Origin of the sequence: Martinezella lusitana, assembly GCF_010668395.1 — a bacterium.
Classification (GTDB): domain Bacteria; phylum Pseudomonadota; class Alphaproteobacteria; order Rhizobiales; family Rhizobiaceae; genus Rhizobium; species Rhizobium lusitanum_A.
The window spans coordinates 77,720-93,471 of record NZ_WUEY01000023.1 but is presented as its reverse complement, the minus strand read 5'-3'; the positions used below and the strand labels follow the sequence as shown (position 1 = coordinate 93,471).

Sequence of the window (15,752 nt, the reverse complement as noted above, 5' to 3'; positions counted from 1 at the left end):
AAATCACGTCATTCTGAATCGACGAGAACTCACACTCGTCTCAAAACGCAATCACTGCGCCAAAACGAGGTGTATTCTCTTGTTCAAAACGTAACCGTCGAAGTCTCTTTCCAGAACCGAAATCTCTCCCGGTCCCGCAAGCTTCGCCGCCCACGTTTCTCTTTCTTCTCTTCTTCAATTGTCAAATAACAGACCAGAAAAACCCAGTCGAAATTCCTTCCCGCAATCCCAGGCCCTCAAGCCCAGAACCAGCAATCAGCATCGCAGCCAATCCAGGAAACACCAGAGCGAAGGACTTCGTCGCCAGCAGCGCCGCCGCCCTCGTCAGTGATCGGGCTTATAGATTGGCCGGCATGAAATCGTCAATGGCCAAAATCGATCCTCGTTCATGTTTTTTATAACTTATTGTAATTACTTTATAATTTATCCAGGCTCGATAAAGCGCTCCATTTGAGGGCCTTCCAGAGCCTCGCATGACATCCGATCGAGCAGGCTTTGTTTTCTCGGCGAGACGGATTTTCGAAAATCGACCATCCAGCAATGAACCATCGATGCCAGTTCCCACATCTCACGCCATCGAACCTCGACAAATGGTCCCGCCAACGTGCTCGTCGCCAAGACCATTGGACGGCCGCAGGCATATTCGGGCGCTTATGGCCGACCGGAGCCATGAGACCCGCACCGGCGCAGTTTGCGCCGGTGCGTCCTTTGCCACCAGCCAGGCCCGACCATCAGGGCCAGAGCCGCTCCTTCACCCAGCCGGCCTTTTCCCGTCGATACCGCAGGCGATGATGCCGGCGCTCGCTATCGCCCTGCCAGAACTCGACCTCATGCGGCATGACGATGAAAAGCGCCCACCCCGCGGCAACAAGATCGGGCTCCTCTCGCAATCGCCTGTTCTGCAGGGCCAATGAATCCTCCAGGTCCTGCGGCGAGCCCAGAACCTCGCTCTGCCGTCCCGTCAACGCGACCGCCTTGGCGGCCGGCGCACGCGCGCGAAAATCGGCATAGCGCTCGTGGGCCTCGGCCTGAAACGCCATTCCCCGCAAACGAACTTGCCGGCCAAGCTGCGGCCAGTAGAAGGTCAGCGCCACGGACGGATTGGCGGCAATCTGCCGACCCTTCGGGCCGCCGCCCGTCGTTGCGAAGTGCCAGCCGCGCTGGTCGAGGTTCTTCAGGATGAGAACGCGGGCATCCGGCACGCCAGTCTCGTCGATCGTGGACAGCACCATGGCGTGCGGCTCCTTGATACCCGCCTCGATGGCATCGCGCAGCCAGACGGAAAACAAGTCGCGCGGCTCGTCGGGCGTCAGATCCGCCTCGAACGAGGGAAACGGCCCGGCCAGGGATTTTAATGCGCGTAGTTCTTCCCTCATGGTATCCCTCCTCATGGCCGGGCGATGACAAGCCGCAGCGAGCCCTCGAAGAAAGGCTGCGTGCGAAGGGCGCCATGGCGACGGTCCCAGGATCCATCGGCCAGATCGCGACCGAGATCGACAACGAAACGCTCGCCGACAGAAGCATCGACGAAACTCCATGCGGAATTGGCAAGTCGAGCGCCGGGATCGAGCATTCGCTCAGGCCTGCCGTAATAAGCTTCGCCGAAGCCATCGATGCAATTCAGCGGAATCGGCACGGCCTTGACCTCCACATTACCGCCAAGAGCCGCCGCAATCGCATCCATGGCAGGATAGCGCCTCGCCTCGACGGCGATCATCTCCGGCGCATAGGCGTGCAGCCACGAGCGTTCCAGCAGATCCGGATCGCAGCTCAGCACCAGAACCGGACCGCGCGTGACACGACGCATCTCGCCGAGCCCTCGCTTGAGATCCGACCATTGATGGACAGTAAAGGTCGCCATCGCGGCATCGAAGCTCTGGTCCGCGAAAGGAAGCTGTTCGGCCGTGCCGTCGATCGCGGCGGGCAGATGTTCCGGCCGCTGGGCCCGCATGGAGGCCGATGGCTCGACGGCGGTCACCCGCCGATCGACCGGCTCGTAGGAGCCCGCCCCCGCGCCGACATTCAACACGGTCCTGGCATCTCCAAGGGCGGCGCGGATGAATTCGGCAATATGGGGATCCGGCTGTCGATAGCGGGTATAGCCCGATCCGATCACGCCGTAATTCGCGTCGCCTGCGCTGCCGTCCCGATGTCTGTCTTGCATATCATGCCTCCGTTGCTTCTGGTGGACAAAGCTTCGCCGCACGCGAAAATGCCGTCGCATCGCCGCGCTATTGTTCGATGTTGACACTGCCCTTTTGTTTCGCTGGCAAAAAACACGTTATTTTCTGGAAAGAAAACCGATATGTTCGAACACTCGATGTTCGGAAAACGCACATGGCTAGACGAATTCCCTCCCTGAATGCCCTACGCGCCTTTGAAGCGGCCGGCCGACTCGGCCGCATGACGCTCGCCGCAGACGAACTCAATGTGACGCATAGCGCCGTCAGCCGCCAGATACAGCATCTCGAGGAGGTGCTTGGCGTTCCCCTGTTCGAGGGGCCGAAAAATCGGTTGAGGCTCACCGAAGGCGGCGCGACCCTGCTGTCCGGGCTGACGACCGCGTTCGACCAGATGGACCTGTCGGTGCGCGCCGTGGCCGACACAGAAGACGGCCAGCTCGACGTATCCTGCCCCGGCACCTTCACCATGCGCTGGCTCATTCCCCGCCTTTATCGGTTTCAGGCAAACTACCCCAATATAGAGGTGCGCCTGTCGGCTTCGTCGAAGCCCGTCGATTTCAACCGCGACGGTTTCGACGTGGCGATCCGGGTCGGCACTGCGCCATGGCCTGCCGGCGCCGATGTCATTCCTCTGTTTCCGGAACAGACGGGTGCCGTGCTCGCTCCGTCGCTCCTTGCCGAATCCACGCCTGAATTCGACGGCCTGCCTCAACTCCACACACGCACGCGGCTGCGCGCATGGGGCGACTGGCTCGCCCGGTCCGGACGATCGGTCTCAACCGGGCCGCGCGTCGAGTACGAGCATTTTTACTTCATGCTCGAGGCCGCCAGCGCCGGCCTCGGGGTCTGCGTCGCTCCATGGCCCTATGTCAGCGACGACATCCGCTTTGGCCGGCTGATGGCGCCCTACGGGTTTCTGGAAAGCGGCCATGAATATGTCGCCCTTCGCCGCGCCCGCCGTAACCGGAAATCCGCACTCTTCTGCGAATGGCTGCATAGCGAAGCCGAAACCTACGCGCGCTCCAGCACGCCTCCGAGAAGCTGATACCTCAAGACGCGCGTCGAAGCGCGTGTGGCGACCGTCCGCACGGCAGATCAGCTGATTGGAGAAAAGCCGGCTTTGCTTAGGATCTCCTGTCCGGTCGCCGACAAAAGAAAATCCCGCAGGTGTCTGGTTTCGGCATCCGCATTCCTGCGAGTTGCCATGCCGTATTCGATGAGCGGCTGAAACTCGCCGGGAATATCGACGACACTGAACGCCCGGTCTACGGCCAGCAGGCGTGCGTTCGAATAATAGCTCATCATCAAATCGACCTCCCCGTCGGTGATCAGGTAGCCGGCTCCCTTGCCCGCCGGGGCAGGCGGCGAGTTGCGGCCGCCGACCAGTTGCAGAGATCGGGATTTCATCGCCTCGCCCCTCCCCGGATATCGGGCTTCGATGCGGTCGAAGACCTCGAAGGCATAGTCGCCGCCCGGATCGTCGCCCGGCGTGGACGTGCCGATCCGCACGGCCGGATCGGATAGAACCGCAAGGAAATTCTCCCTTGTCAGATCAAGGTCGGCGCGCGCGAGCACACAGAGCCGATTGCGGGCAAAGCATATGGCATCTTCCGCAAGCCCAAGCGACGCAAGACGCCGGGGATGCGCCATATTGGCGGACGCGAAGAGATCGAATCCGGCGCCCGCTTCGATCCGTTCCCGCAACAGTCCCGCAGGCCCGAGCGTCAGCGAAATCGCAATGCCGCTTTCCTGCCCGAAGGCGCCTATGAGTGCCGGAAAGGCATGACGCAGACTGCCGGCAGACAGGACTTGAACAGCATTGGTCACGGGCGAATTCCTTTCCTGTCTCTTTGCCGGAACAAGGGCACGAAAGCGACGTCCACGGGCTGGCTACTGTCGAGTTTTGCCGAGCGGACGGGGATGCCATAGAGCGCTTCGAGATTGTCTTCCGTCATCACCTCATCGGTGGCGCCGAAGACGGCTCTTGCCTGGTCAAGCATGAGCAACACCTTGTCGGCCACGGCAAGCGCGTGGTTCGGCTGATGCGTGGTGAAAGCGACGGCCAATCCCTCGCGGTCGGCCAGGGTGGCAAGCAGCGACAATACGACGTCCTGGTTCTTGAGGTCCAGCGCCGAGGCAGGCTCGTCGAGCAGCAGCACTGCGTTTTCGCCTGCCAGCGCCCGCGCGATCAGCACCAGCTGACGCTCGCCGCCGGACAGCGACTCGATATTGCGTTGCGCATAGTCGGCCATGCCGGTGAGGCTAAGCGCCTCCATCGACTTATCGACATCGATCTTGCGTGGCGTCCGGAAGAGCCCGATGTGGCGGGCGCGGCCCATCAGCACCACGTCGAGCACCGAATAGGGAAAGGAACCGGAAAACTCCTGCGGCACGAAGCCGGTGCGCGGGTTCAGGTGCATGGTACCGGCAGTCGGCTTCAAGAGCCCTGCCAGCACGCGCAGCAAGGTGGACTTGCCACGCCCGTTCGGCCCGAGAATGGCGGTTATCTCGCCGGCGCTCAGGTCGAAGTCGAGCGCGCGGAACTGCCAGCGCTCGCCATCATAGGATTGGCTGGCTCCTTCCACACGCAGATTGACCCCATCAGAAACCACGAGCGCCTCTCTGGGTCTGTCTCAGCACCAAGGCGAAGACCGGCGTGCCGATCAGCGCGGTCAGAATGCCGAGCGGGATTTCGGAACCGGTCGCGGTGCGCGCGATGGTGTCGATAACAAGCAGATAGAGCGCGCCGATCAGCAGGGAGGCCGGCATCATCACGCGGTGATCCGGGCCGACGAGCATGCGCGCCATATGCGGAACGACGAGGCCGACCCATCCGATGATGCCGCTGACGGCGACCTGCGCTGCGACGATGCAGGAGACCAGAACCAGGATCAGCCAGCGCAGCGGCTCGACATTGACACCGAGAGCGCGGGCATCCTCGTCGCCGATCGACAGGAGGTTGATGCGCCAGCGCAGGCCCAGCAACAACAGGCTGCCGATGACGACGGGACCGGCGATCAGCCAGAACTTCTCCCAATTGGCCGTCGCAAAGCTGCCGAGCAGCCAGAACACCATGGCCGGCAGCTTGTCTTCGGTATCGGCGAGATATTGCACAAGGCTCACCAGAGCCCCGAAGAAGCCGCTCACCACGACGCCGGCAAGGACCAGCGCGAGGATATTGCGGCGGGCAACGATGCCGTTCAGGGCGTAGACGATGACGAGCGCGGACAGCCCGAATGCGAATGCCGCGCCAAGCAGGCCGTAGCGCGAGAAGCTCAGGAGGATGGCAAGCGTGCCGCCGAATGCGGCGCCGGACGAAACGCCCATCACCTGCGGCCCCACAAGCGGATTGCGGAAAACGCCTTGCAGCGTGGCGCCCGACAGGGCCAAACCGGCACCGGCCAGGAGCGCCAGCAGGATGCGCGGCATACGCACGGTAAAGACGACATTCGCCTCGGTCGCCGTCACCGGCACCTCCGGCGCCGAGATCGGCGCCCAGAGGATCTGCACGACGCGCGGGAATGGAATGTCATAGCGGCCGACCCCGAGCGAAACGACGGCAACGACCGCCAGCAGGATCGCCAGCGCCGCGATCTTGACCCTTGGCCCACTCCGGCGAGAAGCCTCCACGCTCATTGCGCGGCGCGATAATCGGTGCGGTAGAACTCCTTGTAATAAGCGTCGGCTTCCTTCTGCATGTCGATATCCTTGAACCGCTCGGGATAGAGTTCCTTCGCCATCCAGAGCTCGCCGAGCGCCATGGCCTCCGGCATCGGATAGCCCCACGCCTTGGCATATTCCGGCATCAGATAGATGCGGCCGTTCTTGACCGCATCGATCGTCTGCCAGGAATCGGCCTTCTTGATTTCATCCACGAGCGTCGGATAGCGCTCCTGAACGAAGATCACCGATGGGTTCCATGTCAGCACGTCCTCCATCGTCACCTGCTTGAAGCCGCTGACCGCGTTGGCGACGTTGCGGGCGCCGGCGCGCTCCATCATCAGGCCGGTATATTTGCCACGTCCATAGGTCGTGAGGTCGGGATTGGCCATATAGACCGGCACGCGCTTGTCTTCGGGAATGTCGGCGAGGCGATCGGCAACGAGCTTGCGGGTCTTTTTTGTTACCGCAATCATCTCCTCGCCCTTTTCCTTGCGCCCGAGGACATCGGCAATGAGCCGAACGCCGGTCGCAAAGCCGGAGTCGATCGCGGCCGGCTCATCCTTGACGGAAGGGTTGAGCTTGACTGCCTCTGCCGGCGGCACGTCCAGCAGCGAGATTGCGACGACGGAAAGGCCGGCATCCTCGATCTGCTTCACCATGTCGGCCGGCGCGTAATTGGTCACGAAGACTACGTCCGGCTTCAGTTTCAGCAGTTCCTCGATATTCACTTTCGTAAGACCGCCCGGCATCGGCAAATTCGGCAGCTGCGGCGCGAGACGCACATAATTGGCGCCAAGCTGCTTTTTCCATTCGTCGAGAACGCCGACCACCTTGTCCATCGCATCGAGCTGAACCGCGATGTTGAGGGTCTGATGCTGCAGGATGACGACGCGGTTGACCGCATCCGGGATATGCACCTGCCGGCCGATCTGGTCGGTCACGACACGGTCGGCCCAGGCGGGAGCGGAAAACAACAAACTGCTGAAAAGGATAGCTATTTTAGCGACGGAAAACAAATGACGGAGCTTGAACATGGGCTTCTCCCGAAAGATCCCCAATCGCTACCATTATATTTCCCTGTATACAACGACGGCCTATCGCGCGTGTGACGAGCTTCCCCGCCCGAACGAAATCTCATGCTCGGCCGCAGGTCGAGCTTACCTGAAGGCACCGATTTGCACGGCGGCGGATGTGGAACCGCCGTTACCTCGTCATGGATCTGGCACACAGCGCAGCGGTGATGGAATGCCGGCTCTGGTCGACGATTTGCATTCCGCCGGAGATTGCCCCGTCCGCCAGGGTCCAGACGCGACTATCAGTCCGCAGCCGAACGGACCTTCCCGAAATGCAGCGAAAGATAGGTGCCGAGTACCAGCGCGCCAGCCGCCGCGGCGATACATGTCCCATTGGCGCCCAACTCGACCCCAGCGATCTTGCCGAGGGCAAGACCGACGGCGAGATTGAAGCCGCCCCAGAGGAAATTGACGAGGGGCGAGGAATTGCCGACGCCGCGGGGCTTTGCGAATGGTGTCGGGAAGGGAGTGCCCTGAAGCCCGGCCGTCAGGTGGGGCAGGCAGTTGCACAGGAACGCGCCGGCAAAGAAAGAAGCGATATAGGCCATGACAATTACCTGCAGTTGATAACGTAAGAAAAATTCGCGATCGACGAGCTGCCGGATCAGGGCGCGAGCGTGAAGCAATTCGCGGTCTATGTACACCACGGCTTTGCGGCGATGCGCCCGATCGACCGGTTCGGCCGCTCAAAGAATTTCGGGCACCATCTGGCGCAGGATCTTTCTAAGAAGCGGGCGCACGGCGGTCGTCGCGGGCGAGAGGGTGCGCTCCCTTGCGGTGATGATGCTCACTTGTCGGGTGATTGCCGGGTCCGTCAGCGGACGGGCGGCGATCCCGCGGCCGTTCAGCGCGGCAAAGGCGTAGGTCGGCAGTACCGCGACGCCGGCGCCGCTTTCGACCAGCGAAAGCGCGGTGTGAATCTGATGCACCTCCAGATGCGGGCGAAGCGGCAGACCGGCCGTCTCGAAACCGATTTCGGTCAGCAGGCGGATATTGCTCTCTCGCGTGAGAGTGATGACGCGCTGGTCGTGCAACGCCTTCCAGCCCACCTCCTCCAGTGATTTGAAAGGGTGATCCATTTCGATGAAGACCATCAGCCGGTCGCTGAGCACATGCTGGCGGTCTATCCCTTCCTCGTCGGTGTTGAATGTGCCGATGCCGATCTCGTAAAGCCCGTTGCGCACGCGCGGCACGATCAGGTCGGTTCCTACATCCTCGATGCGCAGCTTCAGGCTCGGATGAAGTTTGGCGACTTCCTGCAGAAGCCGTGGAAGGACGGTGGCGCCCAGAAGCGGCGGCGCCGCGATACGAACCAATCCGGTCCGCAGCTCGCTGAGGTCGCGCACGGACTCCACGGCCCGTTCGATTTCGGCAAGTCCCGGCAAGACGCCGGCCGCGAAGATCTGGCCCGCCTCGGTCAATTCCACCCGCCGCGTCGTACGGTCGAAGAGCCGCGTGCCCAACAGCGCCTCGAGATCGTGGATAGCATGGGAGACACCCGCCTGGCTCGTGCGCAGCCGCTCGGCTGCCCGCGAAAAATTGCCGAGCTCGACGACGGCCTGGAAGCATTTGATCTGGCGTAAATTGATCATGAACCTATCCATACTGAAATTCACATGAATATATGCATATTCCACCTGTTCTTGAATAAAAAAATCTGCTGCTTAATGGCTCGGGAGACAGGATGTCGGCAAAGACGCCGCGTCCACGGCTCGGCATTCGCAATGCACGGAAACGGCGGAAAATAGTCGCGTTTGACGCATTTCCGCCGGGGTGCGCGACCGACACGCCGTCTTGATACGGTTCCCCGAGCATCCGGGCGATCGAGGAGGATGAATGAAATACGACCGCAAGAACGCCAAGGCTCATTCGCGCGCAACGATGCGCGGCATCTGGGCTGCGGCCAACACCCCTTTTCGCCCGGACGGCGCCATCGACGAGGATGGCTTCCGCCGCAACATGGACCATTGGATCGCTGATCTGGGCATCGACGGCTTCTTCATCGCCGGCAAGCAGGGCGAATTCTTCTCCATGTCTCTGGACGAGCGCAAGCGCCTGTTCGACCTCTCGGTCGAGGCGACCGCCGGCCGGGCGCAGACCATCATGTCCTGTTCCGACCAGAACATGGATGTCGTCGTCGAGCTCGCCAAACATGCGCAGGCCTGCGGTGCCGACTATATCGTCGTTCATGCGCCGATCCTGCACTTCTCCAAAGCGCAGGACGAAACACTGCTGCGCTACTACGAGACGATCTCTTCAAAAGTCGATATCGGCATGGCGCTGTGGTCGCACCCCGATAGCGGCTATCTGATGAGCCCCGAGCTCTGCAACCGCCTCGCTGATATCGAGACCGTGGTTGCCATCAAATATTCCGTGCCGCGCGAGATGTACAAGACGCTGACCGCGCTTGCCGGCGACCGTATTCTCGTTTCCACCGCATCCGAGGAGGAATGGCTCGACAATGTGCTGGAACTCGGCTGGCAGCTCTATCTTTGCTCGTCTCCGCCTTACACGCTGCAGACAAAAGTCGACCGGCGCATGCGCGATTACACCGATCTCGCCTTTGCCGGCAGGGCCGCCGAGGCCAAGGCGGTGAGCGCAAGCCTCCAACAGGTCCGCGACGCCTTCAAACGGTCCCGCCCGGCCGAAAAGCCGCACGCCCACCAGAAATACTGGCAGGAGTTGCTGGGACAGGCCGGCGGACCGGTACGCGCTCCATTGCTGGAACTCACCGAGGCAGAGAAGCGGCTGACGCGCGACGCCTTCGAACAAAGCGGACTGAAGCTCGGCTAATCCACAAAAGAGAGGAACGACAATGACCAGACTGAGCGCATTCAATCTTCAGAAATGGATCGACGAGCACCGCCATCTGCTGCAGCCGCCCGTCGGCAACCAGCAGATCTGGAAGGACGGCAACCTGATGGTGACGATCGTCGGCGGCCCGAACCGCCGCACCGACTATCATGACGATCCGTCGGAAGAATTCTTCTATCAGCTCAAGGGCGACATGGTGCTCAAGCTCTACGACGGCAAGGAGTTCTATGACGTACAGATTCGCGAGGGCGATGTTTTCCTGCTGCCCGCCCATGTCCGCCATTCGCCACAGCGTCCCCAGGAAGGCTCGATCGGTCTCGTCATCGAAGCGGTGCGCGAGGAAGGCGCTCTTGACGCGGTAGAGTGGTATTGCTTTGAATGCACAACCCTGGTTCACCGAGCTGAAGTCGATCTGGAGTCCATCGTTGACGACCTTCCTCCGCTTTATGCGAAATTCTACGCAGATGAGAAACTTCGGACTTGCCCGAAATGCGGAACGATTCATCCGGGCAAGACGCCGCCGGAAGGCTGGGTGAAACTGCAATAACCTCCGCCCCGGGAGAGGCGGAGGGGAACCGTATAAATAAATGCAATAACGAAAATGATGGGGAACCCTATGACATTGAAGAATACCTTACTCGCGCTGACCGTTGCGCTTGCCAGCGCAACCGCTGCGTTCGCGGCCGATCCGGTCAAGATCGGCGTCATCACCACCCTGTCCGGTCCCGGCGGCTATCTCGGCCAGGACGTCCGCGACGGCATGAAGCTCGCAATCGACATGGAGGGCGGCAAGCTCGGTGGCGTGCCGGTCGAACTCGTCGTCGAGGATGATGCCAACAAGCCGGCCAATGGCCGCCAGATCGCCGAAAAGATGATGGGCGACGAAAAGATCAAACTTCTGACCGGCATCATCTTTTCCAATATCGCCGGTGCAGTCGTTCCCGACGTCGTCGACAACGGTGCGATCTACGTCAGCGCCAATGCCGCGCCGTCCAATCTCGCCGGCCCGGACTGCAATGCGAACTATTTCGTCGTTCCCTGGCAGAACGACTCGCTGCACGAGGCCTCCGGCATTGCGGCCAAGGAACTCGGCTATAAGCGCGCCTTCATTCTGGCGCCGAACTATCAGGCCGGCAAGGACGCACTGGACGGCTTCAAGCGTACCTTCGGCGGCGAGATCGTCGGTGAGGTCTATACCCAGCTCGATCAGACCGACTATTCGGCCGAAATGGCGCAGATCCGTGCGGCGAAGCCGGATGTCGTTTTCCAGTTCCACCCCGGCGGTCTCGGCATCGCCTTCCTTCGTCAGTATCAGCAGGCGGGACTGCTCGGCCAGATACCGATGGTGCTCTCCGAACCTTCCAGCGACGCGGTCATCCTGAAGAGCCTCGGCGATGCCGCCGTCGGCCTGAAGGTCACGTCGCACTGGAGCCCGGACTTCGACAATGCCGCCAGCAAGGAACTGGTCGCAAAGTGGAAGGCCACCTATCCGGATCGGCCCCTCACCACCTACGGCACCCAGGGCTATGACGTCGCCCGCCTGATCGCTTCCGCGCTCAAGGCAACCGGCGGCATCGACGATATCGATGCCTTCCGCGCCGCGCTGAAGAAGGCCGATTTCCAGTCGGTACGCGGAAAGTTCAGCTTCGGCCCGAACCAGCATCCGGTGCAGGACTGGTATCTGCTCGAGGTTGTAAAGGGCGCCGATGGCGTGCCGACCACGAAGACCGTGCGCAAGCTTATCGAAAACTACGGCGACATCCACGCCAAGGATTGCAAGCTCTGATCCGTGCGCCAAGGCCCGGGCGACGCCTCGCGCGCCCGGGCCTTCCTGCTTTGGCTTCGATCTCTGCCCGACAAAAGGTCACCGGACCGCCCAATGACTCTTATCCTTGAACAATTGCTCAACGGCCTTCTCTACGGCGTCATGCTGTTCCTGATGGCGGCGGGGCTGACTCTCATCTTCGGCATCATGGGCGTCATCAATCTGGCCCACGGCTCGCTCTACATGGTGGGCGCCTTCGTGGGCACCTGGGTGGCGAACGCCACCGGCAACTTCTGGCTGGGGCTGCCCGCCGCGCTGGTCGCCACGACGCTCGTCGGCATCATCGTCGAGCTAGGCGTGATGCGGCGTCTCTATGAGAGGGACCATCTCGACCAGGTTCTGGCGACCTTCGCCCTCATTCTGATCTTCAATGAACTGACGGTGCTGCTGTTCGGCCGCCAGCCGATCTTCCTGCAACTTCCCGACATGCTGTCGCGGCCGATCGAGCTGTTTCCGGGGCTTCTCTATCCGCCCTTTCGCTTGCTGATCATTCTCGTCGGTCTGCTCGTGGCGCTCGGCCTCTATTTGTTGATCAACCGCACGCGCATCGGCATGCTGGTCCGCGCCGGCTCGACCAACCGCGATATGGTGCGAGCGCTCGGCGTCAACATCAAGCTGCTTTACACGGCAATTTTCGGACTGGGTTCGCTGCTGGCCGGGCTGGCCGGTTTCATGATGGGGCCAGTGGTCAGCGTCCAGATCGGCATGGGCGAGCAGATCCTGCTTGCGACCTTCGTGGTGGTCGTCATCGGCGGCGTCGGATCTGTCAAGGGAGCTTTCGTCGCCGGCATCACGCTCGGCGTGCTGGATACCGGGCTCAGAGCCTTCATGCCGGGATTGCTGCGCCACATCATGGCCGGCCCCGATGCGGACGCACTGGGCGCCGGCATCTCCTCCATGGGCATATACCTCTTGATGGCTATCGTGCTGCTCGTCCAGCCCAAGGGCCTCTTTCCAACGAAAGGCTGAGCCATGCGCCGCGTTATTCCCTATCTCGTGCTGATCGTCTGTCTCGCGGCTCTGCCCTATGTCGCGCCCGCGCTCGGCCAACCCGCGCTGCCGAGCCTGGTTGCCCGCGTCATGATCTATGCCATCGCGGCAGCCAGCCTCAACCTCGCGCTCGGCTTCGGCGGCATGGTATCCTTCGGTCACGCCGCCTTCTTCGGCATCGGCAACTATGTCGTCGGCATCCTGTATTTCCACCATGCGGAGGGCGTGCCGCTGTTCGGTTTCATTCCGGGCACGGACCAACTGCTGATTACGATCCCTGTCGCCATCCTCGTTTCCGGCCTGCTGGCGCTCGTCATCGGCGCGCTGGCGCTCAGAACGGGCGGCGTGCAGTTCATCATGATTACGCTTGCCTTCGCCCAGATGCTGTTCGCCTTCTTCGTCTCGCTCAAAACCTATGGCGGCGACGACGGCATCATCGTGCGCAATGCCAATACGCTGTTCGGCATCGGATTGCGTGACAAGACGGCGGTGTATTTCGTGATCCTCGCCGTCGCCATCCTCTATTTCCTCTGGCTGAACCGCGTGATCGGCTCGTCCTTCGGCACCATGCTCGCCGGCATCCGCCAGAACGAGAAGCGCATGATGTCGCTCGGCATCGAGCCGTTCCGCTACAAGCTCTTTGCCTTCGTGCTGTCCGGCATGGGCGCGGGGCTCGCCGGCGCGCTGATGGCGGTCTTCATGCGCTTTGTAAGCCCCGATACGCTGGCCTGGACCAAGTCCGGCGAGTTGATGATCATGATTATCCTCGGAGGCGTCGGCACCTTTGTCGGCCCGATTTTCGGCGCGGCCGCCTTCATCATCCTGCAGACCTATCTGGCGAGCTGGACGGAGCACTGGCAGCTTGTTCTCGGCATCCTCCTGCTGGTCGTGGTGCTCGGCACCAAGGGCGGCATCAACGGGGTCTTCGCCCATTTTCGCAAGAGGGCTGCATGACGACGATCCTCGAAACCCACGGCTTGGTAAAGCGCTTCGCCGGACTGACGGCGACCGACAATGTCAGCTTCGCGCTTGAGGAGGGCCAGATTCATGCCCTGATCGGCCCGAACGGCGCCGGAAAATCGACGCTCATTCACCAGCTCTGCGGCAATCTGCTGCCGACCGAAGGCCGGATCATGTTCGCCGGCCAGGACGTCACCCGACTGGCGCCTGCAGCCCGCGTGGCTCGGGGGCTGGGGCGCACGTTCCAGGTCACGAGCCTGCTCGGCGAATTCACCGTGCGCCAGAATATGGCCGTCGCCGTCCAGGCAAGGATGGGCCGCAACCTGCGCATTCTCGATCGCATGAACGCCCGCCGCGACGTTTGGGACGAGACCGACGACTTGCTCGGCGGCAGCCCGCTCGGCAGGCGTGCCGACATCGTTGTCGACGATCTCTCTCATGGGGAGCGAAAGCAGCTCGAGCTTCTGGTCTCCCTGGCCGGCCGGCCGAAGGTCCTGCTGCTGGACGAGCCGATGGCCGGTCTCGGCCATGCCGAAAGCCAGGAGATGATCGACGTGCTGAAAGGCCTTCGCGGCAAGGTAACGATCCTGCTCGTCGAGCACGACATGGACGCCGTCTTCGCCCTTGCCGACCGCATTTCCGTGCTCGTTTACGGGCGGATCATCATGACCGGCAATGCCGAAGAAATCGCCGCCAGCGCCGAAGTGCGCGAGGCCTATCTCGGAAACGAGGACGAACTATGCTGAGCGTCGAAGAACTTCAAGCCGGCTATGGCCACAGCCAGGTGCTGTTCGATATTTCATTCGAGGTTGCCAAGGGCGAATGCGTGACGCTCATGGGCCGCAACGGCATGGGCAAGACCACGTCGATCAAGACGATCATGGGCCTCGTGCCCGCCCGCGGCGGCAAGGTGACGATCAGCGGCCATCCGATGACCGGACAGCCGCCGGAGCGTGTCGCCCGGCTCGGAGTCGGCCTCGTCCCCGAGGGGCGGCAGATCTTTTCGACGTTGACCGTGCGGGAGAATCTGGTGGCGACCGCCGCCAACCGCCAGAAATACGCCGACGGCTGGACGCTGGAACGCGTCTATGAGCTGTTTCCGCGCATGCGCGAACGTGCCGAACAGAATGCGGGCACGCTTTCAGGCGGGGAGCAGCAGATGCTGGCCATTGGCCGGGCCCTGATGACCAATCCGTGGCTCCTCATTCTCGATGAGGCGACCGAGGGGCTTGCCCCCGTCATTCGCGCCGAAATCTGGGACGTGATCGGAAAATTGCGCGCGGCAGGCCAGTCGATCCTTCTCGTCGACAAGAATCTTGCCGTGCTCAAGCGGCTTGCCGACCGGCACTACATCATCGAAAAAGGACGAAGCGTCTGGTCGGGCAACGGTGCCGATCTCGATCGGGACTATGAGCAGGTGCAGGGCTATGTCGGAATCTGAAGCGATCTGTCTTGTCGGCTGGGGTGCCATCAACCAGCGCGTGGCCGCGCTGCTGGCCGAGCGCGGTTCGCCTTTCGACATCGTCGCCGTGGCTGTCCGCGATCCGGCGCGCGAACGCGACGACCTTCCTCTCGGCGCGCGGCTGATTTCACAACCCGGCGATCTTGCCGCGACCGGCGCGACACTGGTGGTCGAGGCGGCAGGGCGCAGCAGCGTGCTACCCTTCGGTCGAGCCGCGCTCGCCGCCGGCATGGACTTCGCCGTCTCGTCCACCTCCGCCCTGGTCGATACGGCAGCGCTGTCCGAGCTGATCGCTCTTGCGGAAACGGGAGGCCGGCAATTGCTGGTGCCTCCCGGCGCGCTCGGCGGGGTCGACGCGCTGGCGGCGGCTTCCCGGCTCAATCTCACGGATGTCGAGCACCGCATCGTCAAGCCGCCCAGGGCCTGGCGCGGCACCGCAGCCGAAACGCTCTGCGACCTCGACGCGCTGCAGGCTCCCCTCTCCTTCTTCCAGGGATCGGCGCGGGAAGCGGCCGACCGCTTTCCGCAAAACGCCAACGTCGCCGTCATCACCTCGCTTGCCGGCATCGGCGTCGACCGGACGCGCGTCACGCTGATTGCCGATCCGGAGGCCCGGCTCAATGCCCACGAGATCCGGGCCGAGGGCGATTTCGGCCTGCTTGAAATCCGCTTGCAGAACCGGCCCCTGGCGACCAACCCGAAGTCCTCGGAGATGACCGCGCTCAATATCGTTCGCCTGATCGAAAACCGGGCCGCCGGCCTCGTTCTTTGAGACCCCCTTG

17 protein-coding genes are annotated in these 15,752 nt (G+C 62.2%); 9 read left to right on the top strand and 8 right to left on the bottom strand.

Going from position 1 to position 15,752, the window contains the following annotated elements; all coding sequences use genetic code 11:
• Positions 1–731: 731 nt before the first annotated feature.
• Positions 732–1,376 (bottom strand): pyridoxine/pyridoxamine 5'-phosphate oxidase, encoded by a 645-nt coding sequence (locus tag GR212_RS30880; protein ID WP_163992761.1) that lies wholly within the window; start codon positions 1,374–1,376, stop codon positions 732–734.
• Positions 1,377–1,387: 11 nt separating this feature from the next.
• The gene (locus tag GR212_RS30875; RefSeq protein ID WP_163992759.1) at positions 1,388–2,164 is read right to left on the bottom strand and encodes a class I SAM-dependent methyltransferase; all 777 of its coding nucleotides are present in this window, start codon (positions 2,162–2,164) and stop codon (positions 1,388–1,390) included.
• Between the two features lie 173 nt (positions 2,165–2,337).
• On the opposite strand from GR212_RS30875, the gene GR212_RS30870 reads away from it, so the two are divergent.
• Positions 2,338–3,228, top strand: coding sequence for a LysR family transcriptional regulator (locus GR212_RS30870; protein ID WP_163992757.1), 891 nt, complete (start codon positions 2,338–2,340; stop codon positions 3,226–3,228).
• Positions 3,229–3,278: 50 nt separating this feature from the next.
• On the opposite strand, the gene GR212_RS30865 is transcribed toward GR212_RS30870, so the two are convergent.
• The 6 genes from GR212_RS30865 to GR212_RS30840 all read right to left on the bottom strand — a co-directional run bounded on the left by GR212_RS30865 (position 3,279) and on the right by GR212_RS30840 (position 8,511).
• Complete coding sequence (locus GR212_RS30865; protein ID WP_163992754.1) at positions 3,279–4,010, bottom strand: molybdate ABC transporter substrate-binding protein; 732 nt, start codon at positions 4,008–4,010, stop codon at positions 3,279–3,281.
• Positions 4,007–4,795, bottom strand: coding sequence for an ATP-binding cassette domain-containing protein (locus GR212_RS30860; protein WP_163992752.1), 789 nt, complete (start codon positions 4,793–4,795; stop codon positions 4,007–4,009). Before GR212_RS30860 ends, GR212_RS30865 begins: the two co-directional genes overlap by 4 nt.
• Complete coding sequence (locus tag GR212_RS30855) at positions 4,785–5,819, bottom strand: FecCD family ABC transporter permease (RefSeq protein WP_163992751.1); 1,035 nt, start codon at positions 5,817–5,819, stop codon at positions 4,785–4,787. Before GR212_RS30855 ends, GR212_RS30860 begins: the two co-directional genes overlap by 11 nt.
• Complete coding sequence (locus GR212_RS30850) at positions 5,816–6,880, bottom strand: ABC transporter substrate-binding protein (RefSeq protein WP_163992749.1); 1,065 nt, start codon at positions 6,878–6,880, stop codon at positions 5,816–5,818. Before GR212_RS30850 ends, GR212_RS30855 begins: the two co-directional genes overlap by 4 nt.
• Positions 6,881–7,161: 281 nt before the next feature.
• Complete coding sequence (locus GR212_RS30845; protein ID WP_163992747.1) at positions 7,162–7,467, bottom strand: hypothetical protein; 306 nt, start codon at positions 7,465–7,467, stop codon at positions 7,162–7,164.
• 138 nt (positions 7,468–7,605) lie between these two features.
• Positions 7,606–8,511 (bottom strand): LysR family transcriptional regulator, encoded by a 906-nt coding sequence (locus tag GR212_RS30840; RefSeq protein ID WP_163992745.1) that lies wholly within the window; start codon positions 8,509–8,511, stop codon positions 7,606–7,608.
• Positions 8,512–8,755: 244 nt separating this feature from the next.
• Here GR212_RS30840 and GR212_RS30835 point away from each other — a divergent pair, with 244 nt between their 5' ends.
• The 8 genes from GR212_RS30835 (at position 8,756) to GR212_RS30800 (ending at position 15,742) form a co-directional block, all read left to right on the top strand.
• A complete protein-coding gene (locus tag GR212_RS30835) occupies positions 8,756–9,712 on the top strand; it encodes a dihydrodipicolinate synthase family protein (protein ID WP_163992743.1) in 957 nt (318 codons plus the stop codon).
• A gap of 22 nt (positions 9,713–9,734) precedes the next feature.
• A complete protein-coding gene (locus GR212_RS30830) occupies positions 9,735–10,280 on the top strand; it encodes a 3-hydroxyanthranilate 3,4-dioxygenase (protein WP_163992741.1) in 546 nt (181 codons plus the stop codon).
• Positions 10,281–10,349: 69 nt separating this feature from the next.
• Positions 10,350–11,519: an ABC transporter substrate-binding protein gene (locus GR212_RS30825; protein ID WP_163992739.1), complete on the top strand. Its 1,170-nt coding sequence runs from the start codon at positions 10,350–10,352 to the stop codon at positions 11,517–11,519.
• 93 nt (positions 11,520–11,612) lie between these two features.
• Positions 11,613–12,527 carry a branched-chain amino acid ABC transporter permease gene (locus GR212_RS30820; protein WP_163992737.1) on the top strand — a complete coding sequence of 305 codons (915 nt, stop codon included), beginning with the start codon at positions 11,613–11,615 and terminating at the stop codon, positions 12,525–12,527.
• Positions 12,528–12,530: 3 nt separating this feature from the next.
• Positions 12,531–13,502 (top strand): branched-chain amino acid ABC transporter permease, encoded by a 972-nt coding sequence (locus GR212_RS30815; protein WP_163992736.1) that lies wholly within the window; start codon positions 12,531–12,533, stop codon positions 13,500–13,502.
• On the top strand, positions 13,499–14,254 hold the full coding sequence (locus GR212_RS30810) for an ABC transporter ATP-binding protein (protein ID WP_163992734.1): 756 nt from the start codon (positions 13,499–13,501) through the stop codon (positions 14,252–14,254). Before GR212_RS30815 ends, GR212_RS30810 begins: the two co-directional genes overlap by 4 nt.
• The gene (locus GR212_RS30805) at positions 14,248–14,949 is read left to right on the top strand and encodes an ABC transporter ATP-binding protein (RefSeq protein WP_163992732.1); all 702 of its coding nucleotides are present in this window, start codon (positions 14,248–14,250) and stop codon (positions 14,947–14,949) included. The genes GR212_RS30810 and GR212_RS30805 overlap by 7 nt, the downstream gene beginning before the upstream one ends.
• Complete coding sequence (locus tag GR212_RS30800) at positions 14,936–15,742, top strand: aspartate dehydrogenase (protein WP_163992730.1); 807 nt, start codon at positions 14,936–14,938, stop codon at positions 15,740–15,742. Before GR212_RS30805 ends, GR212_RS30800 begins: the two co-directional genes overlap by 14 nt.
• Positions 15,743–15,752: the final 10 nt, after the last annotated feature.

Excerpts from the sequence above, each read along its gene's own strand:
- GR212_RS30880 (WP_163992761.1), bottom strand. The coding sequence starts at position 1,376 with ATGAGGGAAGAACTACGCGCATTAAAATCCCTGGCCGGGCCGTTTCCC.
- GR212_RS30875 (WP_163992759.1), bottom strand. The coding sequence starts at position 2,164 with ATGCAAGACAGACATCGGGACGGCAGCGCAGGCGACGCGAATTACGGC.
- GR212_RS30870 (WP_163992757.1), top strand. The coding sequence starts at position 2,338 with ATGGCTAGACGAATTCCCTCCCTGAATGCCCTACGCGCCTTTGAAGCG.
- GR212_RS30855 (WP_163992751.1), bottom strand. The coding sequence starts at position 5,819 with ATGAGCGTGGAGGCTTCTCGCCGGAGTGGGCCAAGGGTCAAGATCGCG.
- GR212_RS30850 (WP_163992749.1), bottom strand. The coding sequence starts at position 6,880 with ATGTTCAAGCTCCGTCATTTGTTTTCCGTCGCTAAAATAGCTATCCTT.
- GR212_RS30845 (WP_163992747.1), bottom strand. The coding sequence starts at position 7,467 with ATGGCCTATATCGCTTCTTTCTTTGCCGGCGCGTTCCTGTGCAACTGC.
- GR212_RS30840 (WP_163992745.1), bottom strand. The coding sequence starts at position 8,511 with ATGATCAATTTACGCCAGATCAAATGCTTCCAGGCCGTCGTCGAGCTC.
- GR212_RS30835 (WP_163992743.1), top strand. The coding sequence starts at position 8,756 with ATGAAATACGACCGCAAGAACGCCAAGGCTCATTCGCGCGCAACGATG.
- GR212_RS30830 (WP_163992741.1), top strand. The coding sequence starts at position 9,735 with ATGACCAGACTGAGCGCATTCAATCTTCAGAAATGGATCGACGAGCAC.
- GR212_RS30825 (WP_163992739.1), top strand. The coding sequence starts at position 10,350 with ATGACATTGAAGAATACCTTACTCGCGCTGACCGTTGCGCTTGCCAGC.
- GR212_RS30820 (WP_163992737.1), top strand. The coding sequence starts at position 11,613 with ATGACTCTTATCCTTGAACAATTGCTCAACGGCCTTCTCTACGGCGTC.
- GR212_RS30815 (WP_163992736.1), top strand. The coding sequence starts at position 12,531 with ATGCGCCGCGTTATTCCCTATCTCGTGCTGATCGTCTGTCTCGCGGCT.
- GR212_RS30810 (WP_163992734.1), top strand. The coding sequence starts at position 13,499 with ATGACGACGATCCTCGAAACCCACGGCTTGGTAAAGCGCTTCGCCGGA.
- GR212_RS30805 (WP_163992732.1), top strand. The coding sequence starts at position 14,248 with ATGCTGAGCGTCGAAGAACTTCAAGCCGGCTATGGCCACAGCCAGGTG.
- GR212_RS30800 (WP_163992730.1), top strand. The coding sequence starts at position 14,936 with ATGTCGGAATCTGAAGCGATCTGTCTTGTCGGCTGGGGTGCCATCAAC.